The organism is Solitalea longa (assembly GCF_002920915.1).
Lineage (GTDB): Bacteria > Bacteroidota > Bacteroidia > Sphingobacteriales > Sphingobacteriaceae > Solitalea > Solitalea longa.
The window spans coordinates 47,463-72,780 of sequence record NZ_PQVF01000010.1 but is presented as its reverse complement, the minus strand read 5'-3'; the positions used below and the strand labels follow the sequence as shown (position 1 = coordinate 72,780).

Sequence of the window (25,318 nt, the reverse complement as noted above, 5' to 3'; positions counted from 1 at the left end):
GCTTTTTTACAGCATTTGGTCAAACTTTAATATTTACTAAACCATTAATTAGTGAACTTGTTCATCGGAATTATTAATATTTTCGAAGATTAAATTTCAGCCATTCAAATGACATCCAATTATACCGCTCAGTTTACCGAAGCCCTAGCTAAATTAAACGCAAAACAACGTGAAGCTGTTGAAACCATCGACGGACCTGTTTTAGTGGTGGCTGGACCAGGAACGGGTAAAACGCAAATTTTAGCTGCCCGTATTGGTAAAATTCTGACAGACACTGATACCGATGCCCGTAACATTTTGTGCTTAACCTTTACGGAAGCTGGCGCTATCAATATGCGTAAACGTTTGGTCGATTTTATAGGACCGGATGCCTACCGCGTTAATATTTACACCTTCCACTCTTTTTGTAACGAGGTTATCCAGGACAACCTGGAGTATTTTGGAAAGATCAATCTCGACCCTATTTCTGACCTCGAGCAAGCTGAACTTTTGAAAGAACTAATTGATGAGATTGGTAACGATAATCCTTTAAAACGATTTACCGGTGAGGTTTACTTTGAGCGCGATCGTTTAAAAAATCTTTTCAGTTTGATCAAAAAGGAAGACTGGAAACCTGAAACGATTAATAAGGCTATAGATGATTATATAGAGGATCTACCAACCAAAGAAGGCTTTTTCTATAAGAAGAAATATAAACAATTCAATGCCGGGGACCCAAATCCGGTAAAAATTGATGAAGAAGTAAAGAAAATGGAAACCTTCAGGGCTGCATTGGCGGAATATCCTAAATACCAGGCCAAAATGCGGGCGCGAAACCGTTATGACTTCGACGACATGATCATTTGGGTGCTCAACGCATTTAAATCCGACAGTAACCTTTTAGCTCGTTACCAGGAACAGTTTCAATACCTGTTGGTTGATGAATACCAGGATACCAGTGGTGCCCAAAATGAGCTGATCCAAATGTTAATTGACGACCGTCAGAAACCCGACATTTTTGTGGTGGGCGATGATGATCAATCGATTTTCCGTTTCCAGGGAGCCAACATGAGCAATATTCTGGATTTTGCTTTTACTTATAAAAATGATTTAAAGACGATTGTTCTAACAGAGAATTATCGCTCAACGCAAGCCATCCTCGATGCTTCTCGCGAGCTGATCAACAACAATAACGAGCGATTAACAAAAGCATTAAATCTCGATAAACACCTGAAAGCATCAAACGCTTCGCTTAGCCAATTAACCACTTTACCGGAGATCATCGAATATGCCAACATAGATCATGAGATTGTGGGCATTGCCAATCAAATAGTGAGTTTGATTCAATCGGGAGTTGCAGCTGAAGAGATTGCCGTTATTTACCGTAACCACAGCCAGGTTGAAGAGCTGATCAAATACCTCTCGGTAAAAAACATAGCGGTTAATACCAAACGTAAGATTGACCTTTTAACGTTGCCATTTGTTGAGAATATCATCAATATTTTGCGATACCTGGCAATGGAAATCGATACGCCTTATAGTGGTGATGAGCTCTTGTTCGAAATCATGCATTATGATTTCTTCAATATCCCACCAATTGAAACGGCTAAGATCAGTGTGGAGGTATTCAGAAAGAACTATTCGGTAAACAGCAAGGAGTCAGATGTTGTGTTTGGGAAAACCTCAATCCGCAAATGGATATCGGAATTAGCCAATCCGAAACGGTTAACACTTTTTGACGCTCAAACTTCCACCGAAATAAAACAACTAAGCCAGGACCTCGAATTTTGGGTCAAAGAATCCCAAAACCTGACGTTGCAGGAATTGTTCGAAAAGATCATTCTAAGAGCCGGGATCCTGAAATATATCATGCATTCGAAAGAACGCAACTGGTATATGGAAGTACTTACCAGTTTGTTCGACTTTTTAAAAGAAGAAAATCGGAAGAAAACAGACTTAACCTTACAGCAGTTCGTTGATCTGATTGATCTGATGAAGTTGAATGGAATTTCCATCGATTTAAATAAAACGCTGTTTGCTGAACGCGGAGTTAACTTTATGACTTCGCATGGTTCCAAAGGATTAGAGTTTGAATATGTTTTTGTAATGGGCACTACCAAAAAGATTTGGGACATTACCAAGAAAAACGGTGGCACCCGCAACTTTAAATACCCTGATACAATAACTACTAAAATTTCCGAAGGGAACGAGCTGGAAGAGTCACGCAGGTTGTTTTATGTGGCCTTAACGCGTGCTAAACATTCACTGTTTGTTTCATATGCTTCGGAAGATAAGAAAGGCAAAGAGCAGGAACATTCGCAGTTTATTTTTGAGATGCGACAAGAATCAGGCATCAATATCCAGCGTAAACAGCTAGCTGATGATGTGATGTTCGAGTTTATTTTCACCCAGTTTAGTGAGGATGACAAACCTAAGATCGAGTTGATTGATAAAAACTACCTTGATCTGCTGCTTCAAAAATACACCCTTAGTGTTACCCATTTGAGTAGTTACCTCGATTGCCCATTACGCTTTTACTTCCAAAATCTTATTCGTGTGCCTGCCGGTAAAAGTCCGAGTGCCACTTTTGGTTTGGCCATTCACTGGGCGCTGAACAAACTATACATACGAATGCGTGAAAACGATGAGTTCCCGGATGAAAACTATCTGTTTGATCAGTTCTCCTGGTTCATGCATCGCAACCGCGAGTCGTTTACCAAGGAGCAATTTAAGCTGCGAATGGAATATGGCAAGAAGATCATTCCACCATATTATCTGAAATATGTAAACTCATGGAATAAAGTGGCCGTAACGGAACGAAGCATTAAAAATGTAACCGTTGAACAGGTGCCAATTAAAGGTAATTTGGATAAGATCGAGTTTAACGGGAAGCAGGCGAATGTCGTGGATTACAAAACCGGTAAGTACAAAAACGCAAAAGATAAATTCAAACGCCCTGATGAGAAAAATCCTAATGGTGGCGACTATTGGCGTCAGGCGGTGTTCTATAAAATATTAGTCGACAGTGATAAAAGCAACGATTGGGAGGTGGTGAGTACTGAATTTGACTTTGTAGAGCCGGTAAACGAAAATGAATATCATAAAGAAAAAGTAGTGATCACTCCTGATGATATTGAAATTGTACGTCAGCAAATAACTTCGACCTATGCAAAAATTTTGAATCATGAGTTTACCCAAGGTTGTGGTAAAGAAGATTGCCATTGGTGTAATTTCGTTCGCAGTAATTTTGAACAACAGGATATTTTGATTGAGGAAGAAGAAAAGGAGTAAGTCTTCAACTATAGTTAGCGATCGTCACGCTGAGCCCAGTCGAAACGTTTTGGCTACAGGCCTTCGACTGCGCTCAGGCGGACAACATAAGACATTTGAATCATATCAACCTGATTCATTTGGAGAGTCATTATCCGATTAATAGCTCATTAAACACTTTATTGATAATTTAGTAGCCATATACCAAAATATAGCAAGCAATTAATATATTTGCCTCGCTTTTACTACAACCTCTGGTTTAGGTTTAACAAACACAAAACAAATGAGAGAAATTCAATTCCGCGAAGCGCTTCGTGAAGCAATGAACGAAGAAATGCGCAAAGACGAAACCATATTTTTAATGGGCGAAGAAGTAGCTGAATACAACGGTGCTTACAAAGTGAGCCAGGGTATGTTAGCTGAATTCGGCGCAAAACGTATAATCGACACCCCGATTGCAGAATTAGGATTTGCCGGCATTGGTGTTGGCGCTGCAATGAATGGCCTTAAGCCTATCGTTGAGTTCATGACTTTCAACTTCTCATTGGTTGCCATTGACCAGGTGATCAATGCTGCAGCTAAAATGTACTCAATGAGCGGCGGTCAGTATTCAATTCCAATGGTTTTCCGCGGACCAACAGGTAACGCCGGACAATTAGGAGCACAGCACTCACAAAACTTTGAGAACTGGTATGCAAACTGCCCAGGCTTAAAGGTGGTTGTTCCATCAAATCCTTACGATGCTAAAGGTTTATTAAAATCATCCATATTAGATCCAGATCCTGTAATCTTTATGGAATCGGAAGTAATGTACGGCGATAAAGGTCAGGTTCCCGAAGAAGAATATTATTTACCTATCGGCAAAGCGCATATTGTTAAAGAAGGTAACGATGTTACGCTAATCTCTTTCGGCAAAATGATGAAAGTGGTTTATGCCGCTGTTGAAGAATTGGAGAAAGAAGGAATTAGTGTTGAAGTAATCGATTTACGTACTGTTCGTCCAATCGACTACCCAACCCTGATCGATTCAGTTAAGAAAACTAATAGAATGGTTATTGTTGAAGAAGCATGGCCTTTAGCCTCAATCTCAACAGATATCGCCTTCCACGTACAAAAAAGTGCATTTGACTATTTAGATGCTCCGGTTTTACGTGTTGCATGTGCGGATGTACCGCTTCCATATGCACCGACTTTAATTGCAGAAGCTCTTCCAAATGTGGCTAAAACAGTTAAAGCCGTAAAAGAAGTATTGTATCTTAATAAATAAGCATCCAATTTATCCACACAATATAAGCCTCTGATTTATTTCAGAGGCTTTTTTATTTTTTGATGGTTTCGATAAATTTTGTTTATTGTCCTCAATTAAAACTAACAATAGCTGCTATAACCTCAAACCTATGCCAAACACCTATCCTCAAACTCTTAAACAAGTCTTTTTTTTTCTACTTTTTTATGTGGGCATCGCCATCATTACATCCATTCCACTGATAATTGTAATGTATTTTACCGACTCCGAACCTAAAGCTTGGTTAATGTCCGCCAACTACCTGTTACTGCATACTGGTATTATCATTTTATATTGTCGTGCTGATTGGAGGAAAACTTTTGACAAGACATTTTTTTTGTATCCAAAAGCTTCAATGACCACTATCCTAATTATCATTTTAGCCACAATAACCAGCATAATTGCAACCGATCCTTTACATGCCTTTCTTTCACTCCCCGATTTTGCCGGTACTGCCACCAAAGAAATGCTTGAAACTCCAGTAGTTGGGTTTTTAACCATATGCATTGCTGCACCCATACTCGAAGAGATCATTTTCAGAGGAATAATATTGAAAGGCTTGCTTGAAAATTACTCGGCTCAAAAAGCAATTTTCTCTTCAGCTTTTATATTTGGGCTGATACATTTCAACCCCGTTCAATCAATTGGCGCCTTTGTCTTAGGTTTATTAATGGGCTGGCTCTACTATCGGACTAATGACTTACGCCTTACAATATTGGTTCATTTCCTGAATAACTTTATAGGCTTTTCATTTTCAAAAATACCATCGCTTGAAAACGCTGATTCATTTTATCAAATCATAAACAACAATACGCTTTATTTCAGCCTCTTAGCGGTATCTTTATTCGTCTTATTAATTAGTTTGAAATTGTTAGACAAAAAGCTAGCGCTATTAAACTAAGTTGAGTAAGCGGATTTCAATCAACTTTAAGATTAAACATGATTGAGTTAATAAAAGGGGATATCACCAAGCTAATGATCGATGTGATAGTGAATGCTGCTAACCACTCACTGTTAGGCGGAGGCGGGGTAGATGGAGCCATACACCGTGCCGCCGGCCCAAAACTGTTGGATGAATGCATGAGCTTGAACGGCTGTAAAACCGGTGAGGCAAAATTGACCCATGGCTATAATTTACCTGCTCGCTATGTTATTCACACGGTTGGACCAATATGGCGGGGCGGGGACGCCAACGAACCCGAACTGCTTTCCAACTGTTATCACAACTCTTTAACGCTCGCTCTAAATCATAATCTAAACAGCATTGCGTTTCCCAATATCAGCACTGGTATTTATGGTTATCCCAAACAAGAAGCTGCCCAAATTGCCGTTAATGCCGTTAAAGCTTTTTTAGCCAAAAACGCTAAGCCCGAAAAAGTGCTTTTTGTATGCTTTGATGAGGAGAACTTTTTGCTTTATTCCGAATTACTTAATTCAGATTGAAATATAATCGAAAGCACTATTTAACTGGGACCAAGAAATAGAAGAATTCCAAAAAAAAGCCCGAAGAAATCGGGCTCATTATTATTTTAATAGCTAATTCGCTACTCGTGTTTTAAAGAATCTACCGGCCTGTCATCCAGAACCTGCACAACGGTATCACTGTTTATCACAATTACTTTGTGATCTACAGGATATTTCCACATTTCAACCATTACCAAATTGGTTTCTTTTTCAGGTTTTCCAACAAGCTTAATAACCTCTTCCTTGGTCATACCTTGCTTAATTGCCTGAAAATCCCGTTCACTTCCCTTCTTTTCGCTGCAGGCACTAATGGTAACGGCAAATAGTAAAAGAGCACTAATTCGATTCATTCGTTAAAGAGGTTTAGTTGTCAAGTAATGTAATTTGACGTTTGATACTTTCTTCTAACGAAATAAATGTTTCAGTTCGTTGAATTCCTGAGATTACCTGGATTTTTTCATTTAATACTTCGCGAAGGTGAGCAGTATCGCGACAGATAATTTTGGCGAACATACTATATAATCCCGTAGTGTAGTGTAACTCTACAATTTCTTTTACCTGACTCAACTGATTAACAGCATCGTGGTATTGCGAACCTTTTTCAAGAAAGATTCCCAGGAACGCGCATACATCGAAGCCGATGCGCTGGGGGTTTACAACCAGGTTTGAACCGGTTACAATGCCCATCTCCTGTAGTTTTTTCATACGTACGTGTACGGTACCTCCTGAGATGATTAACTCTTTTGCAATATCGGTATAAGGAATTGTGGCATCATTCATTAACATCGACAAGATCTGTAAATCGAGTTTATCAACTTGTAAAATTTGGAGCTTCTTTTCAAACATAAATTTTTATTTTAATACCAAATCTAATACTTATTTGTGAATATAATAAATTTTAAACTTTTTTCATAAAAAATTTGCAACGAATTAGTGTTTGCTCTATATTTGTATCAACAACAAAGGCAAAGAAATTAAAAAAACTCAAAGCCGAAGTTCTTAAACATAATGTAGGGTGGTGAAATTGGCAGACACACCTCCTTGTCTCGGTGGCGGAGAGTCCGGAAAATCAAGCTTTGCTTGGCTAACCGCTCCGTGAAGGTTCGACTCCTTCCCCTACAGCAAACTTCATAAGGTTTATTGATTGGTACTAAAACACCCTGTCTCCCCGGCAGGGTTTTTAGTTTTATAAGCCTTTTGCAAATAATCTACTATTGTAGCAATTTTTATTTTATTTCCGCAATAAAAATTATGTTTTTCTTAAAAAAAATATCTTAAAACTGCCAAGCTGTTAAAACTTATTGAATACACATAAAACAAAAACAGCGTTAAACAGTTACGTTTAACGCTGTCTAAATAGCTATTCTAACCTTATTTCATACTGTACTTATCCGAAAACTTATGCATTAACTGTTTTTGTTTATTGTTCAAATCAATTTCGCGGCCCTGGATAAATGCCTGCTCCACAGCGCTATCCTTCATATCCAATAAATCACCCTCAACTATTAATATGTTCGCATCTTTGCCAACCTCAATACTTCCGGTAATTTTATCAATTCCTAAAATTTTGGCAGTATTTAGTGTAATAGTTGAAAGTGCTTTTTCTTTATCAACGCCATAAGCTACTGTTGTACCAGCCATAAAAGGCAAATTGCGCTGTTGCCAAAATCCCTCTAGACTTAATCCATATAAGATACCGGCATCATTCAACTGTTTAGCCAATTTATAGGGTTGATCAATATCACTATCTTCTCTACCCGGCAACGAATGAACTCTTTCGATCAGAACCTGCACATTATTCTCTTTTAAAAAAGGCAACAGCAGATAAGCCTCCTCTGCTCCAACAATTACGGGAGTAATTTTATATGATCGTGCAAAATTCACTGCCGCCAGAATTTCCTTGGCCGAGTTTGCCGAAATGAATAATCTCTTCGATCCGTTAAACACACCCTTCATGGCTTCGAACTTGAGATTTTTAACAGTCGGAGTTGCTAATTGTGCATAAGCCTGTGCCTGTGAAAAATAAGACGATAATAATTGAAGTGATTTTTCACGTTGTTCTTTTTGCTGGTCAGCCGGCGCTCCACCGGCAGTATTCATCATTGCAGGCCAGTTTAAATGCACAACATTATCGGCTGCATAGGCTGCATCTTCCCAATTCCAGGCATCGAGCTGAACCACTGACGAGGTGCCTGAAATTAAGCCACCCTGCGGCACCACTTCGGCCAATAAAACTCCATTTGAACGAACTGTTGATGGAACTTCGGAGTCAGAGTTATAGGAGATCAGCGCCCGCACATTAGGGTTAATGCTTCCAACTTCTGTATCGTCGTTGGTTGACCTAACAGCCTCTACTTCTACTAAACCTAAAGTAGTGTTTGGAGCTATCAGACCAGGATAAACATCTTTTCCTTTACCGTCGATAACAGTTGCATTGGCAGGAACACTTATACCTGTTCCAACCGAAGTTATTTTACCGTTTTCTAAAACCAGCGATCCATTGTTTACAACTGTTCCATTTCCAATATGTAGTGTGGCTCCAACGATAACAATGGTTTTACTCTGTTTCGGTGCGGGTACGGGTGTTTGGGCCCGGGCAGATAAACTACCCAAAGCAAGTAATATGATTGATATATATTTTCTTTTCATTGCTCAATACTTTTAATGTTGATTTTCCTTGTGCTCTAAACCGTAGCGATAATTATAATCAGTGTCTGCTTCAGCTCCGCCAAAATGATATTCCGAATCGCAATGGTAATCGAATGCTTGTTCGCGCATAGGTTTTTGTGTCTTCTCTCCTTTTGTTTTTGCGTCGATCATCTTTTGAATTAAACGAGCGCGTTCCGCCTTAACATCAGCTTGCATTTGCTTATCCTGCTCGATATCAAAATAAACAATACCGTCAACGATCGTTTTCTCGGCTTTGGCATAAACCGAAAGTGGATTATTGCTCCACAATACCACATCGGCATCTTTACCTACTTTAATACTTCCTACCCTATTATCAATATGCAGCATCTTAGCCGGATTTAGCGTAACAAATTTCCAGGCTTCTTCTTCCGAAACATTTCCATATTTAACGGCTTTGGCTGCCTCCTGATTTAAACGACGGGCCATTTCAGCATCATCCGAGTTAAACGCTACCAATAAACCCGTGCTATGCATTATGGCACCGTTATACGGAATAGCATCTTTCACTTCCATTTTATAAGCCCACCAGTCGGAGAAAGTAGAACCCGCTGCACCGTGAGCCTTCATTTTGTCGGCCACTTTATAACCTTCCAAAATATGCGTAAAGGTATTCACCTTAAAACCCATTGAATCGGCCACATGCATCAGCATATTAATTTCCGACTGAACATAGGAGTGACAGGTGATAAAACGCTTTTTGTTTAAGATCTCAACTAAAGCATCTAATTCCAGATCCTTACGAGGGGCAAGCCCTGCCTTTGATTTATTAAAGCTATCCTGTTGTTTCTGATACTCTTTCGCTCTTTGAAATGCATCTACAAGCACTTGTTCAACACCCATACGCGTTTGAGGAAAACGTGTTCGTTGATTTTCACCCCAGTTTGACTGTTTCACATTTTCGCCTAAAGCAAACTTTATAAAGCCATCACTATTCTCAAACTTCAATTCTTCCGGCGATTTACCCCACCGAAGTTTAATTAATTGAGTTTGGCCACCAATAGCGTTTGCCGAACCATGCAAAAGATGTGAGCTTGTTACTCCTCCTGCTAATTGACGGTAGATATTGATATCTTCGGAATTGATCACATCTCCGATTCTTACCTCTGAAGTTACTGATTGGGCACTCTCATTTACCCCCCTTGAAATGGCAATATGCGAGTGTTCATCAATAATACCTGCAGTTAAATGCTTACCTGTACCATCAATTTCCTTTGCTCCGGCAACAGAAAGCTTTTTGCCGATCTGAATGATCTTTCCCGCATCAATCAACACATCTGTATTTTCCAGTTTCCCATCTTTTTCGTTGGTCCATACTGTAGTATTTTTAATCAGTATTTTTTCAGCCTTTGGTTGATCTTTAAAGCCAAAAGCAATAAATGGATAGGTTACTGTGCCTGACGACAGATCAGATTTCGTTTCATCTTTTTTCTGAACGTCTTTGGCAGCCTCTTTCCAATCAGCAACCCATGCAACGGAATTACCATCTGACAAAACCGCCGTTCCCTTTAGCTGCAATGGTTCTTTACCGGAAATATAACCCGACAAAGCAACATTTCCTTTAAGTACATTTTTTAAAGTGAAATTGAGATTCACCATATCATTTAAACGTGAAATAGCTGGCTTGGCTTTTACTGTATCTGCCTGAACACTGTATTCATTGGTGAAAGCGTTTTTGCCGTTGATAGTTAGCTTGATCAATGGTACGCCTTCAATTTTAAGATCATACACGCCACGCAAATCGGCTTGACCAGCATCAGTAACGACCAATCGCTGTCCCTGAACCCAATTCTCTAAAATCAAATTATCCTTTTTAAACAGGTCGCTAGATGTAATAATAAAGTTTGCATACATTCCAGCTTTTAGGCTTCCTACTTTATCATCAACCTTTAGCAGTTCAGCAGGCACTTGTGTTAGTGATTTCAAAGCCTGTTTTTCACTTAACCCAAACTCAATTGCTTTACGTAGGTTGTCCCAAAAATCTTGTCCATCTGCAGAAGTTATAGCGAATTTTATCCCTGCCTTTTCAAGCTGTGCAGGGTTGGTAGGTGCAAGTTCCCAATTTTTGAGCTGCGAAAGATTGATCTGCATCGCTTCATAAGGATCTTCAACCTCATAAGGTTTTGGAAAGTTTAAGGGCACAATTAGCGCTCCGTTAGTTGCTTTCACTTTATCCAACCGTTTGTATTCATCTCCACCTGATTTAAAAATGTACTGAACACCAAACTCATCACCTATTTTATCGGCTCTAAGAATATCTAGTACATTATCCACTTCAAATACCTGCGGAATACTTTGCTGTTTATTCAATTCATCTAATGAAATGTTGTATTCAACTTTACCATTATTTGCCTTGTACCAGCGAGCATCGTAATAGGTTTGACGAAGCAAGGCTATACAACCCATTAGTGCACTTGGATAGTCTTGCGAAGAAGTTCCTTTGTTAAAGGAATAATTAGAAGATGCTTGTCCGCTTAGCATTGCTTCATTCTCTTTTCCATTGGCAAGATTTACCAAAGCAGATGCTCCCCGGGCAATTCCATCGCGATTGACAACATTTACTGACCCAAAGCCAAGCTTTCGCAGATCATTCGCCTTTTTTTCGTCAACTTGAAAATACTTCGTTGCATCGTACTCAGGAACAATTGCTTCATTCCAATTATAGGCTCCCTTTTTGTTTGATAAAAACTGTGGTGTTGCTCTAAAGTTGCGCCCTCCCACTTTTATTTCGGGCAACCCGTATGAGGTAAAAGCATCAATAAATGCCGGATAAATAAACTTGCCTTTTAAATCGGTAACAACGGCCCCTTGTGGTATTTGTACCGCGGTCCCAACCGATTCAATTTTCTTATCCCGAATCACCATTGTTGCATTCTGCAAAACGGTTTCAGCATTTACTACAATTGTGGCATGAGTAAATACATATAGATCCGGTCGTTTGTCGTGAACACCATTAACGGGAAAGGTTTCCTGGGCATAAGCCCCAAAACCACTCACCAGAAAAAGTGTAAATAGTAAACTTTTCTTCATATAACATTTTTTATGTAACCTAAAGTAAATATTAGCAACACAATATTTGGACTTAGCGATTGTCACTTTTCAGATACGTGCCGATATAAGAGTGGAGGAATGAATAATAAATTAAGGATTGAATGAAGGAATGATAGAATGAAGAAATAAAATATTACATAGTTTTCTATCTATTTAACAGTTTAACCGTATAACAATTCTTTCATTCCCTCACTCTCTCATTCTGTTAATCTCTCATTCTAAACCGTATATTTGGCAACAAAAAAAATAACAAGTATGTACACAGGACTTTTACATCTTCATTCTTTTTTGCGCTGGATCGCGCTAATTCTACTGATTATTTCTGTAGTTAAAGCCGTTAGTGCATGGAACAATAGCAGTAAACTTTATACCGAAGGCAACCGTAAGGTTAATCTATTTACGCTGATCTCTGTTCACCTTCAAATGGTTATTGGTTTTGTAATGTATTTCGTTAGTCCGAAAGTTCAGTTTGGAGCCAACACAATGAAAGATGCTGTAATTCGTTACTTCACCGTTGAGCATGCATTAATGATGATAATTGCCATTGTTTTGATTACCATTGGCTACTCAAAAGCGAAACGGTTAGAGATCGGATTTGAGAAGCATAAGAAAATTGCAGTGTTCTATGGCCTTGGGTTATTGCTGATTTTGGTGAGCTTAGCAGCTGCTCCGTATAACATTATCACCAAGTTATTTTAAATTTTATTTGGAAAGCTGAATTGCGTTTTCCATTTTTGAAATCATGAACAATAAAAACACAAATATTTTTGCCTGGTGGCGTTGCAATAACTAATTGCGACCTGGCTTTATATTTTGTGTTTACCGAATAACCCTGAAAAAGATTTTATGAAGCTTGTCGCACTGCGGCAAGCTTTTTTTATGCTCTATCCGCAAACACCTGAAGACAAGCATGAACAGTTAAAAATGAAAATGAGCAATGAAAACATTTAAGTCTGAAACAACATTTAAAAAACTACTGGCCGACACAGCCACCCCTGTGAGCATTTACCTTCGTTTGCGCGATGAATTTCCAAACAGTTTATTGCTCGAAAGCTCCGATTATCATACACGCCAAAACAGTATGTCGTATATCTGCTGTAACCCGGTGGCGGAAGTTAAAATTGAGAATGGTATTTATACCGAATCATTTCCGGATGGATCAACCTCAAAGCTCATTGCTGTAGAAGAAAATATTACGGATCGCCTCGCCTCGTTTTGCAAACGCTTTGAGTATGATGATAATTTTTCGTTCAATTTTATAACCAATGGTTTGTTTGGCTATTTTAACTACGAAATGATTGAACATTTCGAAGACATTAAACTTCATAACACCAAACGTCCTGAACGAGAAACCCCCGAATTGCTTTACCATGTTTATCAAACAGTTATCGCAATCAATCACTTTAAGAACGAGCTGTATATTTTCAATCATAATTACGCCGATCATCAAAGTAATACCACAATTGAACGAGTAGAATACCTGATCAGAAATAAAGATTTCCCACAATACCATTTCAAGGCCCTAAATCACGAAACATCCAATTTCACCGATGAAGAATTCTTGAAAGTGTTAGAAAAGGCTCAGAAAAATGTGTTTCGGGGAGATATATTTCAGATTCAAATCTCTAGAAGTTTTTCTCAGGAGTTTCAGGGAGATGATTTTAATGTATACCGCGCCTTGCGCTCTATCAACCCATCACCCTATTTATTCTATTTTGATTATGGGAATTTTAAACTATTTGGTTCTTCCCCCGAAATTCAATTAGGGATTAAAAACGGTGTAGCCTCGATCCATCCAATTGCCGGAACTTTTAGAAGAACCGGTGATGATGCTGCTGATGCTGAATTAGCGGAAAAACTAAAAAATGACCCTAAAGAAAACGCTGAACACGTAATGCTGGTTGATTTGGCAAGAAACGACTTAAGTCGCCATTGCGACCGGGTTAAAGTAGATCGCTTCTGCGAAATTCAGTATTACTCACATGTCATTCACCTTGTATCGGCAGTTACCGGAAAACTAAAACCCGAAACCGAACCTTTAAAAGTAGTGGCTGACACATTCCCAGCTGGTACATTATCAGGTGCACCTAAATACCGGGCCATGCAGTTGATCGATGAATATGAGCATGGATCACGTGGATTTTACAGTGGAGCCATTGGCTTTTTAGGCTTTAATGGCGAGTTTAATCATGCCATTATGATCCGTACTTTTATGAGTAAAAGCAACACCTTAAATTATCAAGCTGCAGCCGGTGTTGTAGCCGACTCAGTATTAACCAGCGAGCGTCAGGAGGTTTACAACAAGATGGCCGCCTTAAAAAAAGCCATCGAATTAGCCGAAGAGATTTAATCGGTGTAATCATTATAAAAATCAATGTATTCGGTGTAATCACCATTAAAATCCGTGTAATCACTTTAATCATGAAAATCCTTATTCTAGATAATTACGATTCGTTTACCTACAACCTGGTTCATTTGGTTGAGGAAATTGGAATTGGCGAAGTTTCAGTATTCAGAAACGATAAAATTTCGTTGGAAGATGTAAACCAATACGATAAGATCATCCTTTCTCCGGGACCTGGCTTGCCGGAAGAAGCGGGTATAATGCCTCAACTGATCAAAACCTACGCTGGTAAGAAATCCATCTTGGGTGTGTGTCTTGGTCATCAGGCTATTGGCGAGGCTTTTGGGGCCAAGCTTTTCAATCTTTCAAGAGTCCTTCATGGAATTGCTTCGCCAGTAAAAATAACCGACAGCAATGAGTTGATCTTTAAAAACGTTCCACAGGGAGTAAATATCGGACATTATCATTCATGGGCTGTAGCCACTGAGGGCTTACCAGCTGAATTGGAAGTAACTGCAGTTTCTGAAGATGGAACCATTATGGCTATGCGTCACCGAGACTTTGATGTTCGTGGAGTTCAGTTTCACCCTGAATCAGTATTAACGGAACACGGCAGAACCATGCTGGAAAACTGGATTAAGAATTAATTTGAGAATTGAAAAATGACCATTTTAGATAAAATTGTTGCCCGTAAAAGGGAGGAAATACTTGAAAACAAAGCCAAAACTCCGATTGAACTATTAGAGAAAAGCGAGTTTTTTGACCGAGAATGTTATTCATTCAAAGAAGCATTAACCAATACCGAAAAAATTGGCCTGATCGCTGAATTTAAGAGAAAATCGCCTTCAAAAGGCATCTTAAATGCCGATGCCGACGTTGCTGAAACTACAAAAGGATATGTTGATGCAGGAGCATCGGTACTTTCTATATTAACTGATGTCGATTTTTTTAACGGCTCAAACGAGAATCTAATTAAGGCTCGCAGGGTAAATGAAGTTCCCATTCTTCGCAAGGACTTTATTATTGACGAATACCAAATATTGGAAGCTAAATCAATTGGAGCCGATGTTATTTTGTTGATATCTGCTTGCCTTTCTCCTGAAGAGTTAAAATCATTAGGTGCCTTTGCACAAAGTTTAGGAATGAGCGTTTTGCTAGAGGTTCACGACAAGCAAGAACTCTTATGCAGTATCAGTCCTTATATCGATGCCATTGGAGTTAACAACCGGAACCTGGCTACTTTTAATGTCGATATTCAAACATCCTTTGATTTAGCAGACTTAATCCCAGATGAGTTTGTTAAAGTATCGGAAAGTGCTTTATCAAATCCGCAAACCATTATCGATCTAAAAAATGTTGGATATCGGGGATTCCTCATCGGAGAAACCTTTATGAAAACTGTAAACCCAGCAGAAACATGTAAAGGTTTTATAGAATCAGTTAAAAGCCTGTCTTAAGTCAATAGTCCATAGAGAATAGTAAACCATTTACAAAGAACTATGGACTATCGACTATCAGCCATGGACCAAATATTTTTTCCGTAAATTTGCGCCCTTGAAATTATTGAATGGGAACTTATAGTACAGCAAAAAAACAGGAAAGAGCCGTTTTAGTAGGTGTCATCACTCCTGATGAAACCGAAGAACAGGAAAGAGAGTATCTCGATGAGTTGGCCTTTTTAGCTGAAACAGCAGGAGCCCAAACCATTAAGATGTTCATGCAAAAACTGCAACGCCCCGACTCAAAAACTTTTGTAGGAACGGGTAAATTGCAGGAAATTATAGAATACGTGCAAGCTGAAGAAGCGGATATGGTCATTTTTGATGATGAACTTTCCCCTTCACAACTACGTAACTTAGGTAGAGAATTTAAAGAAGTGAAGATCCTCGACCGAAGTAATATGATCCTCGACATTTTTGCCAGCAGAGCGCAAACTGCCCAGGCAAAAACACAAGTAGAACTAGCCCAATATCAATATCTTTTACCTCGACTTACCCGCATGTGGACTCACCTTGAGCGTCAGCGCGGGGGTATTGGTATGCGTGGACCTGGTGAATCACAAATTGAAACCGACCGTCGTATCATTCTCGACAAGATCGCTTTACTAAAAGAGAAACTGGAGAAAATTGATAAGCAAAACGCTACACAGCGCAAAAACCGTGGTGAATTGGTAAGAGTGGCGCTAGTTGGTTACACCAACGTAGGAAAATCAACTATTTTGAACTTGTTGACCAAGTCGGAGGTATTTGCCGAGAATAAACTATTCGCTACGCTTGATACCACTGTTCGTAAAATGGTGATCCAGAATCTTCCTTTTTTACTTTCAGATACCGTTGGATTTATCCGCAAACTCCCTCACCATTTGATCGAATGTTTTAAATCGACATTGGCAGAGGTTCGCGAAGCGGATATTTTAATTCACGTAGCTGATATTTCACATCCTAATTTTGAAGATCATATCAACACGGTGAATGAGACCCTTAAAGAACTAGGTGCTCGTGATAAAGAAATGATCACGGTGTTCAATAAAATTGACGCGTATAAAGGCGAAGGTGATACAACCTTATCTCTTGATGAATTTAAAAGTACCTGGATGGCCAAACATAATTCTCCGGCCATATTTATCTCGGCACAAAACAAGGTGAATATTGACAACCTCCGGAAAGAGATCTACGAAAAGGCCAAAGCGATTCATTTGAGTAGATATCCATATGATGGTTTATTGTACAACATGGATTATGTTGTAGAATCAGATGACCAGCAAGAATAACGAGCAACTTTGTTAAAACAATAAACCCAATCATTTAATTTCGATTGGGTTTATTACTTTTATACAAAGTGAATTAAGATGAAAAGCCTGACCTATAGAATATTATTAAACAAGGAGCAAGAAGGAGGTTATACGGTAACTGCCCCTACCTTGCCAGGTTGTATTTCTTATGGAGAAACGATTGATGAGGCAATTGAAAATGTAAAGGAAGCAATTGAGCTATATATTGAAGCTCTAAAAGAAAGTGGAGAAACTATCCCAACGGAAGAAAACACACTAGAATATTCCTTAACAATTTCTGCATGAGCAACACCCCCTCCCTAACCTCAAAGGAAATTATAAAAATACTTTTGAGGAGGGGATTTACTCTCGAACGGACAAAAGGTTATTCTTCCACCCTGATTAAAAACGAAGAGTTATTGTACCGATGCACAATCGGGACCTACCCAAAGGAACATTTTATTCTATCCTTAAACAAGCAGGAATTTCTAAAGAAGAATTGTAGTTGATCATTGCTGCACTTAAAACTTTCTAAATTACCTTTTATACAACACAAAAACCGCCGGTCGTTTATGTAAATCCGGTTTTTCAGTTTTCCATTGAGCCATGGTTTTTGTTTTCAGAAATTCGGAATCCAAGGTTAAATCACAGGCAATACACAGTTCTGTTGCAGGTTGGCAACTTTTAAGTAAGTCATCTAACAACTGATTATTTCTAAACGGCGTTTCAATAAACAATTGTGTTTGTTTTAATCGTTGCGAAACGCTCTCAATATCCTTTAACTTTCGTGAGCGCTCAGCTTTATCAATGGGCAAATACCCATGAAATGCAAATCCTTGTCCGTTAAATCCAGATCCCATAAGTGCCAGCAGCAATGAACTTGGACCAACAAACGGAACCACTTTAATCCCTTTTTGATGTGCCAATGCAACAATATCACTTCCCGGATCGGCAATGGCCGGGCAACCTGCTTCTGAAAGCAAACCAATGTCCTTCCCTTGCTCAAGGCTCTTTAAAAACCGGTTTTGATCACCTTCCCGAGCATGCTTTCCATAATCATGGAAGATTAACTCACTTTGAGGCTTAGTAATTCCCACTTCTTTCAAAAACTTACGCGCCGATTTCTCATTCTCAACGATAAACTCATCCAACTGTAAAATCGTATGTTTTAAGGCCGGAACAATTGAACGATCAATCACATTATCACCTAGTGAACAGGGAATGAGAAACAGCTTTCCTTTAGATACCATTGAAAGACTCCTTAATTTTTAGTAAATTTTATATAGTAATCGGGCTGATTTTGGGCTCAAAAATAAACATAGTTTTCAGGGTTATTAACAATTGGGCAAATCTTCCTGATACTCCGTTAGAATAACTTTGTTAAGTTGGGTTGCAGAACAATTCTTTAGCATATGAAAACGCTAAGCGAAAACTGGTTTACCGAAGGTCGAATTGATTTTGAACTAAAGAAATACACCTTATTATCCTATCTGCAGGAGATCAATCAACATTTCAGAAAGAATAAACTCTATCCTCCTTTCTCTGATCTTATTTATCATTACACAAAACTGGTAAACTTTAAAGAAAACAAGGATTTCATAAAACATTCATTTCCGGAGCGACTGGCTAACTTTAGTCCCGACGACTTAAAGTTAACCTATGAAAAGCTAATAACCGATGATGAGTTGATGCGGGAAATCGAATCCATTATCTCCTTTTCCATTGAAAAAATGGACAACACCTTAATAGAAGGCAGGGAAATTTATGAGTTTGTTGAAGATCAATTAATCATAGAGCCTGTAGGCTTGTTACCTATCAATACCGATATCGGTTATATGTTCATTTGTGATGGCAATTACAACGACATCAAAGTGTATGAATATCGAATTACATTAATTGAAAACCCCACTGAACGGTTGAGAGGAATTAATACCAGCTACGTCATGTCGTATGCCAATACCTTTTACAATACGCTCGAGAATATTAAAATTGATTTGATAAGAAATAGAACAGCTTTACCAATTCCAGCAGTATATGCGATTGAAACAGAGCTTACTTTCCCAATTGAAGAAACGTTGCTACCTATAGCAAAGCGGAGCCTGGTCAAATACATTTCAACTGCCTCATAAAAAAACGCCCGGTTTGGGTAAACCGGACGTCCTCTCTTCATACATTATGTTTCCAATATCAGTTTATAAACTTGGAACTGTAATGTTAGAAAATATTTTCCTTATTATTAAAAAATTATGCGCGCATTTAATTAATAATACAGACAAACAACTGAAATACAGAGAATTAAAATTGAAAAACATTTCGATTTAAACTAAAAAAGAAGGCGAAAGGAACAGCTTCCTTTCGCCTTAATTTATTATCAACTGACAATTTTTATTTCAGTTTTTGTAATGCGGATTTCAAACGAGGGATGCCCGCTTCAATATCAGCTAATGAGGCTGCACCAATTGAAGCACGGAACCAAAAATCATCTTCAGAAGTACCAAAGGCTGAGAAGGGAACGAATGCCATTCCAGCTTCCTTGATAAGGTAAAAGTTTACTTCAGATGCAGTATTTAGAACCTTGCCTTCTGGAGTGGTTTTGCCTTTCATGTTTGCTTTAACTGTCAAATAAATAGCTCCCATTGGTTCAATCGAATCAACATCAAAGCCCTCAGCTTTTAACTGTTGAAATCCATTGTGCAAAGCGGCCAAACTCTTTTGAACCTTCTCTTTGAAATTGGCCATATAGCTTTCTACATTTTCTTTTTGTTGTAAGAAAACACCTGTAGCAACTTGCTCAGCTTTAGGGGCCCATGCTCCCATATGCCCAACAATTGGTTTCATTTTAGAGATCACGGATTCCGGTCCAAATCCCCATCCTACACGCACACCGGTAGCTGCAAATGCTTTTGAACTACCATCAATATAGATAACATAATCTTTTAGTTCCGGACGCAATGAAACCGGATCGTAGTGTTTATGTTCGCCAAAGGTTAACATCCAATACATTTGGTCGAACATAATGAATAAAGGCTTTTCACCTTCTTTACGCGACTTATTCTCAGCAATTACCAAATCACAGATTTCTTCCAGATCCTTTTTAGAGAACATGGTACCTGTTGGATTTAATGGGGAACACAATGCTAATAAAACCGCACCTTTTACATGTGGAGCAATATCAGCTGCTGAAGGCATATAATTATGCTCAGGCTTGGTATCTAACATCACTGCATTTGCTTGTGTTAAATAAGCATAATGATTGTTGTTCCATGATGGAATAGGGAAAATCACTTTATCTCCTGGATCAACAATAGCCAGGTAGGTTGAATAAATCAACGGACGTGAACCACCAGCAATCATTATTTCTTTTTCTGCAGAGTATTCTAAGCCCAAATGCTCTTTTAAAAATGCTGAAACCGATTGACGCAACGACAAAACACCATCTGCCGGTGGGTAGTTAGTGTGTTTAGCGATATAAGCTTTTGCAATCTCTTCCTGAAGAGACTCAGGAATTGGAAAAATTGAAGGATCAAAATCGCCTACAGTAAGGTTACTTACCTGTGCGCCCGCTGCTTTCATTGCATTTACCTGCGCTGCGATTTTTAATATTTCAGAACCAATAAGGTTCTCTGCTAATTTAGAAACAAGCATGGTTTACGTTAAGTTTTGAAACGGCCAAAGATAGCATTTTATCCCTCAGCCTATTTACAAAACGGCATTTTTGTTACTTAATGTTAAGGCATTCAGCGAACATTAGCTCAATAGTTTAGCCATAGTTTGTTTTGCACTTTGTACCGAAGCTTCCATAAAACCTCTGCTGCTTGTAAAATAATCTCCGCAGAAATATAAATGTCCAAACGATTGACATTCTATAGTATTATCGGTATCCAAAACCGCATATGTAAACATCCTTGATACATCCAACCCTTTATAATAGTCAACACTCTTAATGGAACTCAATACGTTTTTACCGATAACAGGTTTTAAAGTAGATACTATTTGATTTATACGTGCCGATGGATCCATTCGAAGCATGTCCTTTGCGTTTTGCCCTGAAACAGCGAAGGTTAATACATTTGCCCTCCTTTGTTGAGAAGTATGGTAAGCATACGTACAAAGCTTATCGGTTAAGAGCTCCATATTATCATCTCTCCAATAGGCCTTATTAAAAGCAACCGGAATTTTAAGTGTGGTTTGATAAATTGATATTGGTAAACTTTCTATAAACTCTGATGGTAATTGCGGCCGCCACTTTATGCTAGAGATGACTGGGGCAGGTAAAGTGCAAATAACCGCCGTGGACCGGTAAACCTTTCCATTACTACATGCAATTGTATAGTTTTCTTCATTCTTACTAACTGAGACAACTCTTGAATTCAACTTTATTTTTGAAGAAGCTGACCCGAGGTTTGATAAACGTTGAATTAATTTAGAAGATCCACCATCAATCTTAAAATCCATTTCATTATTTGGCCTGCTAAATACCGAAACAGGACCGGAGCCTGAAAATAAATTATTTTGTTGTTTCTCAACCTCCGTCAATCTCCAACTTCCAGGGGCAAAGTATTTGTCATTTATGGCTAAATGCGTATTAAAATGATGCTTAGTAAGTTTTAGATTAAGTTCATCGCATAAATTACGCAATGCAAAATGAGAGAAACCTATCCACTCGCCACCAAGGTCAATTGGTGCGCCATTGATAGACTTTGTGAAAATCCTGCCGCCAAACCGCTCATTGGCTTCTAGAATTATATAATCCACTCCAGCCTTTTGTAGTTCATGCGCAGCAGTGAGGCCGGCTAACCCGGCACCTAAAATCACAACACGTGGCTTCTTTTTACTTATAATCTGAAAACCATGGTTAGGAGCCATTATTAACCCTGCGGCTGTAATGCCTGTGCGAATAATAAAATCACGACGTTTCATGCATCACATTTTTATAAGTTGATAGTTAAACGCATGAAATAATAAGGTGCAGAAGCAAATGAATGATGAGTGGCTGGCGTAAATTTATTTCATGAGTTCGGGTGGCTTGCTCTTAAATTTACTCAATCTTAATCATCAAAAGCGAATGAAAATAAAATAATTAGCTAAAGATTTGATGGTTATAAAATTTGCTCTATCTTTGCAGTCCCAAATTTTGGGAAAAGAGTATTAAATCATTATTAATCAATTAATTATTCACAAGTGAATACGTTAAGTTACAAAACTGTCTCTGCCAACAGTAAAACTGTTAAAAAGGAGTGGGTCGTAATTGACGCCAACGCAGAGATCCTGGGGCGCTTGTCAACGAAGATCGCAATGATCATCCGTGGTAAAAACAAGCCTGATTTCACCCCGCACGTAGACTGTGGAGATAACGTAATTGTTATCAATGCAGACAAAGTTAAATTGACCGGTAACAAATTTACTGAAAAACAGTACGTACGTTACACTGGTTATCCAGGTGGTCAACGCTTTATTTCTCCAAGAGATTTGATGGCTAAACACCCGACTGCAGTTATCGAAAAGGCAGTACGTGGTATGCTTCCTAAAAACAAATTAGGAAACGCGTTAATTAAGAACCTGTATGTATATGCCGGCAACGAGCATCCGCATGCGGCTCAAAATCCAAAAACCATTAAATAATTTCCAGGAGAATGGCAACTACAAACACCTCAGGTAGAAGAAAGACCGCAATTGCGCGTATCTACTTAAAAGAAGGTAGTGGTAACATTACCGTAAATGACAAAGATTACAAAGTATACTTCCCTACTTTGCCTTTACAATACATCGTTAACCAGGCTATTTTAACTTCAAATCAGGCTGGCAAATTCGATATCCTTGTAAACGTTAAAGGTGGTGGTATTACTGGCCAAGCAGAAGCAACTCGTTTAGCCATTGCAAAAGCGTTAGTTGAGCTTGATCCTGAAGTTAAACCAGCATTACGTGCTAAAGGGTTAATGACCCGTGACTCACGTATGGTTGAGCGTAAGAAACCAGGACGCAGAAAAGCTCGTCGTAGATTCCAGTTTAGTAAACGTTAATATTTTCGGAGGAACACTAACATGGCAAGAACTTCATATAACGAATTGTTGGACGCAGGTGTACACTTTGGTCACCTTACCCGCAAGTGGAATCCGAAAATGGCTCCTTACATTTTCATGGAGAAAAACGGTATCCACATCATCGATTTGAACAAGACTTTAGTTAAAGTTGAAGAAGCTGCTTCAGCAATTAAACAAATTGTTAAGTCAGGTCGTAAAGTATTATTCGTAGCTACTAAAAAACAAGCAAAAGATATTGTAGCTGCACAAGCACAGAGCGTAAACATGCCTTTCGTAACCGAGCGTTGGTTAGGTGGTATGTTAACTAACTTCACTACTGTTCGTAAGTCGATCAAAAAGATGACTAACATCGATAAATTGACTAAAGACGGTACTTACGACAACTTGTCGAAGAAAGAGAAGTTAATGATCAGCCGCGATCGCGTTAAGTTAGAAAGAGTTTTAGGCGGTATTGCTGACCTAAACCGTCTTCCTGCTGCTTTGTTCTTAATCGACGTTAAAAAAGAGCACATCGCTGTTTCTGAAGCGTTGAAATTGAACATCCCTACTTTCGCGATGGTTGATACTAACTCTGACCCTACTAATATCGACTTCCCAATTCCTGCGAATGACGATGCTACTAAATCAATTTCATTGATCACTGGCGTTATCTGCAAAGCAATTGAAGAAGGTTTAGAAGAGCGTAAACGCGAAAAAGAAGAAGAATCAGATAAAGATGCAATCGCTGCTGCTAAAGCTGAAAAAGCTGAAGGCGCTGCTCCTAAAGCTAAAAAAGCTGAGAAGAGCGAAGAGGCTGCTGAATCTGCAGAATAATATTCTTTGAATTATCGGGTTACGGATTACGAGTTACAGGTTGAACCTGGTAATCCGTAATTCGTAACCCGTAATTATTTAGTTAAAACGAGTTTGATTCATTTTCAAATTCTCTCATTTTAAAATTTTCAAATTAAAAAAATATGTCAACTGTACAAATTAGCGCTGCTGACGTAAACAAATTACGTTTACAAACAGGCGCAGGTATGATGGATTGCAAAAAAGCTTTAACTGAAGCTAACGGTGATTTTGAAGCTGCCATCGACTTGTTACGTAAAAAAGGCCAAAAAGTTTCTGCAGCCCGTTCAGGTAATGCTACTGCTGAAGGTATCGTTTTAGTTAACCTATCTGCTGATGGTTCTAACGGTAAATTAGTTGCTTTAGCTTGCGAAACTGAGCCGGTTTCTAAAGTAGAAGACTTCCGTAACTTAGGCGATGCAATCATTGCTGCCGCAGTTGCTAACAATCCTGCTTCTACCGAAGAATTAGAGCAAATTAAATTGGCTGATGGCCGTACTGTTGCTGAAACCATTACTGAATTAACCGGTAAAATTGGTGAGAAAATCGTTATCGCTAGCTACGAAAATGTATCTGGTGAAGCGGTTACTTCATACATTCACTCAAACGGTAAAATGGGTGTATTGGTAGTATTTGCTGGCGCTGCAGGTGCTGACATTACTGAAGCTGGTAAAGACGTTGCAATGCAAATTGCAGCTATGAGCCCAATCGCTGTTGATAAAGACGGTGTTGATGCTTCTACTATCGAGCGTGAATTAGAGATCGCTAAAGATCAAATCCGTGCTGAAGGTAAACCTGAAGAAATGGTTGAGAAAATTGCTCAAGGTAAATTGAACAAATTCTACAAAGAATCTACTTTATTGAACCAAGAATTCGTTAAAGACAGTTCTAAAACCATCGCTCAAATGTTAGACGGTGTTAAAAAAGGCTTAACTGTAACTGCGTTCAAACGCATTGTTATTGGTTAATTAAATTTAGCTACATATAAAGCGGCTGTTTCTGATAAAGAGGCAGCCGCTTATTTGTTTAGGGATCAAGTGGATAAATCAATAATGACACCTGCATTGTAGGACAATTATTGAATCAGCATTAACTCTATAAACCAAATGATGCTCAAGCGTTATTCTCCTCGACCACCATCCGGTTAAACTATGTTTCAATGGTTCGGGCTTCCCGCCACCTTCGTAGGGAGTTTGCTCAATTTCCTTTATAAGCGGATTGACTTTTTTGAGTATTGCTTTATCGCTAGTTTGCCAGTACAAATAATCTTCCCAACCGTGACTGAGAAAGACAATCTTCATTCTTCTATCAAATCATGCTGTTGGCCCATTCCTTTCTCGTACTCCTCAATGACCTTAATAATCTTAAGGCATTTTTAGGGCTTTTTAACAGATGAAAAGTTTCCTGCATACTGTCGAAATCAAATTTTGACAACACTACCACTTCTTCACCGTTAGCTCTGGTTACAAATAATGGAGTATGGTTTGTTAATACCTTATCCAGGAACAACTTCAGTTTTTGCAGAAAATTTGAATAGGTTGTTATTCCCATATCTTTCTAATTATTGACCAGAATAGATAAATGTATAACTTATT

The 25,318-nt window shown here is 38.7% G+C and carries 25 protein-coding genes and 1 tRNA gene; 17 read left to right on the top strand and 9 right to left on the bottom strand.

Annotated features, from left to right (window positions below):
* Positions 1–108 precede the first annotated feature (108 nt).
* The 4 genes from C3K47_RS14440 to C3K47_RS14425 all read left to right on the top strand — a co-directional run bounded on the left by C3K47_RS14440 (position 109) and on the right by C3K47_RS14425 (position 5,977).
* Entirely contained in the window at positions 109–3,270 is a 3,162-nt protein-coding gene (locus C3K47_RS14440; RefSeq protein WP_103789864.1) for an ATP-dependent DNA helicase, read from the top strand.
* Positions 3,271–3,478: 208 nt separating this feature from the next.
* Positions 3,479–4,516, top strand: a complete 1,038-nt coding sequence (locus tag C3K47_RS14435; RefSeq protein WP_262508183.1) for a pyruvate dehydrogenase complex E1 component subunit beta — start codon at positions 3,479–3,481, stop codon at positions 4,514–4,516.
* A gap of 130 nt (positions 4,517–4,646) precedes the next feature.
* On the top strand, positions 4,647–5,435 hold the full coding sequence (locus C3K47_RS14430; RefSeq protein ID WP_103789862.1) for a CPBP family intramembrane glutamic endopeptidase: 789 nt from the start codon (positions 4,647–4,649) through the stop codon (positions 5,433–5,435).
* A gap of 38 nt (positions 5,436–5,473) precedes the next feature.
* Entirely contained in the window at positions 5,474–5,977 is a 504-nt protein-coding gene (locus C3K47_RS14425) for an O-acetyl-ADP-ribose deacetylase (protein ID WP_103789861.1), read from the top strand.
* Positions 5,978–6,078: 101 nt separating this feature from the next.
* Here C3K47_RS14425 and C3K47_RS14420 read toward each other — a convergent pair whose 3' ends face one another.
* Positions 6,079–6,348 carry an outer membrane protein assembly factor BamE gene (locus tag C3K47_RS14420; RefSeq protein ID WP_103789860.1) on the bottom strand — a complete coding sequence of 90 codons (270 nt, stop codon included), beginning with the start codon at positions 6,346–6,348 and terminating at the stop codon, positions 6,079–6,081.
* Between the two features lie 13 nt (positions 6,349–6,361).
* The gene (locus tag C3K47_RS14415; protein ID WP_103789859.1) at positions 6,362–6,844 is read right to left on the bottom strand and encodes an Lrp/AsnC ligand binding domain-containing protein; all 483 of its coding nucleotides are present in this window, start codon (positions 6,842–6,844) and stop codon (positions 6,362–6,364) included.
* Between the two features lie 163 nt (positions 6,845–7,007).
* Between C3K47_RS14415 and C3K47_RS19580 the strand changes: the two genes are divergently transcribed.
* Positions 7,008–7,120, top strand: a tRNA-Asp gene (locus C3K47_RS19580).
* A 249-nt stretch (positions 7,121–7,369) separates the two neighbouring features.
* Here the strand turns inward: C3K47_RS19580 and C3K47_RS14410 are convergent.
* Entirely contained in the window at positions 7,370–8,647 is a 1,278-nt protein-coding gene (locus C3K47_RS14410) for an amidohydrolase family protein (protein ID WP_103789858.1), read from the bottom strand.
* A 12-nt stretch (positions 8,648–8,659) separates the two neighbouring features.
* Positions 8,660–11,716 carry an amidohydrolase family protein gene (locus C3K47_RS14405; RefSeq protein WP_103789857.1) on the bottom strand — a complete coding sequence of 1,019 codons (3,057 nt, stop codon included), beginning with the start codon at positions 11,714–11,716 and terminating at the stop codon, positions 8,660–8,662.
* Between the two features lie 276 nt (positions 11,717–11,992).
* Here C3K47_RS14405 and C3K47_RS14400 point away from each other — a divergent pair, with 276 nt between their 5' ends.
* The 7 genes from C3K47_RS14400 (at position 11,993) to C3K47_RS19890 (ending at position 17,356) form a co-directional block, all read left to right on the top strand.
* Positions 11,993–12,436: a cytochrome B gene (locus C3K47_RS14400; protein WP_103789856.1), complete on the top strand. Its 444-nt coding sequence runs from the start codon at positions 11,993–11,995 to the stop codon at positions 12,434–12,436.
* Between the two features lie 238 nt (positions 12,437–12,674).
* Positions 12,675–14,087, top strand: a complete 1,413-nt coding sequence (locus C3K47_RS14395) for an anthranilate synthase component I family protein (RefSeq protein WP_103789855.1) — start codon at positions 12,675–12,677, stop codon at positions 14,085–14,087.
* A 71-nt stretch (positions 14,088–14,158) separates the two neighbouring features.
* The gene (locus C3K47_RS14390; protein WP_103789854.1) at positions 14,159–14,728 is read left to right on the top strand and encodes an anthranilate synthase component II; all 570 of its coding nucleotides are present in this window, start codon (positions 14,159–14,161) and stop codon (positions 14,726–14,728) included.
* Positions 14,729–14,743: 15 nt separating this feature from the next.
* Entirely contained in the window at positions 14,744–15,538 is a 795-nt protein-coding gene (gene trpC, locus C3K47_RS14385) for an indole-3-glycerol phosphate synthase TrpC (RefSeq protein WP_103789853.1), read from the top strand.
* A gap of 110 nt (positions 15,539–15,648) precedes the next feature.
* Positions 15,649–16,851 carry a GTPase HflX gene (hflX, locus tag C3K47_RS14380; RefSeq protein WP_103789852.1) on the top strand — a complete coding sequence of 401 codons (1,203 nt, stop codon included), beginning with the start codon at positions 15,649–15,651 and terminating at the stop codon, positions 16,849–16,851.
* A gap of 78 nt (positions 16,852–16,929) precedes the next feature.
* A complete protein-coding gene (locus tag C3K47_RS14375; protein WP_103789851.1) occupies positions 16,930–17,157 on the top strand; it encodes a type II toxin-antitoxin system HicB family antitoxin in 228 nt (75 codons plus the stop codon).
* 112 nt (positions 17,158–17,269) lie between these two features.
* The gene (locus C3K47_RS19890) at positions 17,270–17,356 is read left to right on the top strand and encodes a type II toxin-antitoxin system HicA family toxin (protein ID WP_394341689.1); all 87 of its coding nucleotides are present in this window, start codon (positions 17,270–17,272) and stop codon (positions 17,354–17,356) included.
* Between the two features lie 31 nt (positions 17,357–17,387).
* Here the strand turns inward: C3K47_RS19890 and C3K47_RS14365 are convergent, their stop codons facing one another.
* Positions 17,388–18,101, bottom strand: coding sequence for an SAM-dependent methyltransferase (locus tag C3K47_RS14365; protein ID WP_103789850.1), 714 nt, complete (start codon positions 18,099–18,101; stop codon positions 17,388–17,390).
* 162 nt (positions 18,102–18,263) lie between these two features.
* Between C3K47_RS14365 and C3K47_RS14360 the strand changes: the two genes are divergently transcribed.
* The gene (locus C3K47_RS14360; RefSeq protein ID WP_103789849.1) at positions 18,264–18,980 is read left to right on the top strand and encodes a hypothetical protein; all 717 of its coding nucleotides are present in this window, start codon (positions 18,264–18,266) and stop codon (positions 18,978–18,980) included.
* Positions 18,981–19,236: 256 nt separating this feature from the next.
* Here C3K47_RS14360 and C3K47_RS14355 read toward each other — a convergent pair whose 3' ends face one another.
* Positions 19,237–20,496: a pyridoxal phosphate-dependent aminotransferase gene (locus tag C3K47_RS14355; RefSeq protein WP_103789848.1), complete on the bottom strand. Its 1,260-nt coding sequence runs from the start codon at positions 20,494–20,496 to the stop codon at positions 19,237–19,239.
* Between the two features lie 102 nt (positions 20,497–20,598).
* Complete coding sequence (locus C3K47_RS14350) at positions 20,599–21,771, bottom strand: flavin monoamine oxidase family protein (protein ID WP_103789847.1); 1,173 nt, start codon at positions 21,769–21,771, stop codon at positions 20,599–20,601.
* A 261-nt stretch (positions 21,772–22,032) separates the two neighbouring features.
* Here C3K47_RS14350 and rplM point away from each other — a divergent pair, with 261 nt between their 5' ends.
* From rplM to tsf, 4 genes are all read left to right on the top strand, one after another.
* Positions 22,033–22,473 (top strand): 50S ribosomal protein L13, encoded by a 441-nt coding sequence (rplM, locus tag C3K47_RS14345; protein WP_103789846.1) that lies wholly within the window; start codon positions 22,033–22,035, stop codon positions 22,471–22,473.
* A gap of 11 nt (positions 22,474–22,484) precedes the next feature.
* Positions 22,485–22,871 carry a 30S ribosomal protein S9 gene (rpsI, locus tag C3K47_RS14340; RefSeq protein ID WP_103789845.1) on the top strand — a complete coding sequence of 129 codons (387 nt, stop codon included), beginning with the start codon at positions 22,485–22,487 and terminating at the stop codon, positions 22,869–22,871.
* Positions 22,872–22,892: 21 nt separating this feature from the next.
* Complete coding sequence (gene rpsB, locus C3K47_RS14335) at positions 22,893–23,705, top strand: 30S ribosomal protein S2 (RefSeq protein WP_103789844.1); 813 nt, start codon at positions 22,893–22,895, stop codon at positions 23,703–23,705.
* A 143-nt stretch (positions 23,706–23,848) separates the two neighbouring features.
* The gene (gene tsf, locus C3K47_RS14330; RefSeq protein ID WP_103789843.1) at positions 23,849–24,691 is read left to right on the top strand and encodes a translation elongation factor Ts; all 843 of its coding nucleotides are present in this window, start codon (positions 23,849–23,851) and stop codon (positions 24,689–24,691) included.
* A gap of 78 nt (positions 24,692–24,769) precedes the next feature.
* On the opposite strand, the gene C3K47_RS14325 is transcribed toward tsf, so the two are convergent.
* Together C3K47_RS14325 and C3K47_RS14320 are read right to left on the bottom strand one after the other, a co-directional pair.
* Positions 24,770–25,024: a Txe/YoeB family addiction module toxin gene (locus C3K47_RS14325; RefSeq protein WP_103789842.1), complete on the bottom strand. Its 255-nt coding sequence runs from the start codon at positions 25,022–25,024 to the stop codon at positions 24,770–24,772.
* Between the two features lie 7 nt (positions 25,025–25,031).
* Positions 25,032–25,274 carry a type II toxin-antitoxin system Phd/YefM family antitoxin gene (locus C3K47_RS14320; protein WP_103789841.1) on the bottom strand — a complete coding sequence of 81 codons (243 nt, stop codon included), beginning with the start codon at positions 25,272–25,274 and terminating at the stop codon, positions 25,032–25,034.
* Positions 25,275–25,318 lie beyond the last annotated feature (44 nt).

Excerpts from the sequence above, each read along its gene's own strand:
- C3K47_RS14440 (WP_103789864.1), top strand. The coding sequence starts at position 109 with ATGACATCCAATTATACCGCTCAGTTTACCGAAGCCCTAGCTAAATTA.
- C3K47_RS14430 (WP_103789862.1), top strand. The coding sequence starts at position 4,647 with ATGCCAAACACCTATCCTCAAACTCTTAAACAAGTCTTTTTTTTTCTA.
- C3K47_RS14425 (WP_103789861.1), top strand. The coding sequence starts at position 5,474 with ATGATTGAGTTAATAAAAGGGGATATCACCAAGCTAATGATCGATGTG.
- C3K47_RS14420 (WP_103789860.1), bottom strand. The coding sequence starts at position 6,348 with ATGAATCGAATTAGTGCTCTTTTACTATTTGCCGTTACCATTAGTGCC.
- C3K47_RS14415 (WP_103789859.1), bottom strand. The coding sequence starts at position 6,844 with ATGTTTGAAAAGAAGCTCCAAATTTTACAAGTTGATAAACTCGATTTA.
- C3K47_RS14410 (WP_103789858.1), bottom strand. The coding sequence starts at position 8,647 with ATGAAAAGAAAATATATATCAATCATATTACTTGCTTTGGGTAGTTTA.
- C3K47_RS14405 (WP_103789857.1), bottom strand. The coding sequence starts at position 11,716 with ATGAAGAAAAGTTTACTATTTACACTTTTTCTGGTGAGTGGTTTTGGG.
- C3K47_RS14400 (WP_103789856.1), top strand. The coding sequence starts at position 11,993 with ATGTACACAGGACTTTTACATCTTCATTCTTTTTTGCGCTGGATCGCG.
- C3K47_RS14395 (WP_103789855.1), top strand. The coding sequence starts at position 12,675 with ATGAAAACATTTAAGTCTGAAACAACATTTAAAAAACTACTGGCCGAC.
- C3K47_RS14390 (WP_103789854.1), top strand. The coding sequence starts at position 14,159 with ATGAAAATCCTTATTCTAGATAATTACGATTCGTTTACCTACAACCTG.
- trpC (WP_103789853.1), top strand. The coding sequence starts at position 14,744 with ATGACCATTTTAGATAAAATTGTTGCCCGTAAAAGGGAGGAAATACTT.
- hflX (WP_103789852.1), top strand. The coding sequence starts at position 15,649 with ATGGGAACTTATAGTACAGCAAAAAAACAGGAAAGAGCCGTTTTAGTA.
- C3K47_RS14375 (WP_103789851.1), top strand. The coding sequence starts at position 16,930 with ATGAAAAGCCTGACCTATAGAATATTATTAAACAAGGAGCAAGAAGGA.
- C3K47_RS14365 (WP_103789850.1), bottom strand. The coding sequence starts at position 18,101 with ATGGTATCTAAAGGAAAGCTGTTTCTCATTCCCTGTTCACTAGGTGAT.
- C3K47_RS14360 (WP_103789849.1), top strand. The coding sequence starts at position 18,264 with ATGAAAACGCTAAGCGAAAACTGGTTTACCGAAGGTCGAATTGATTTT.
- C3K47_RS14355 (WP_103789848.1), bottom strand. The coding sequence starts at position 20,496 with ATGCTTGTTTCTAAATTAGCAGAGAACCTTATTGGTTCTGAAATATTA.
- C3K47_RS14350 (WP_103789847.1), bottom strand. The coding sequence starts at position 21,771 with ATGAAACGTCGTGATTTTATTATTCGCACAGGCATTACAGCCGCAGGG.
- rpsI (WP_103789845.1), top strand. The coding sequence starts at position 22,485 with ATGGCAACTACAAACACCTCAGGTAGAAGAAAGACCGCAATTGCGCGT.
- rpsB (WP_103789844.1), top strand. The coding sequence starts at position 22,893 with ATGGCAAGAACTTCATATAACGAATTGTTGGACGCAGGTGTACACTTT.
- tsf (WP_103789843.1), top strand. The coding sequence starts at position 23,849 with ATGTCAACTGTACAAATTAGCGCTGCTGACGTAAACAAATTACGTTTA.
- C3K47_RS14325 (WP_103789842.1), bottom strand. The coding sequence starts at position 25,024 with ATGAAGATTGTCTTTCTCAGTCACGGTTGGGAAGATTATTTGTACTGG.
- C3K47_RS14320 (WP_103789841.1), bottom strand. The coding sequence starts at position 25,274 with ATGGGAATAACAACCTATTCAAATTTTCTGCAAAAACTGAAGTTGTTC.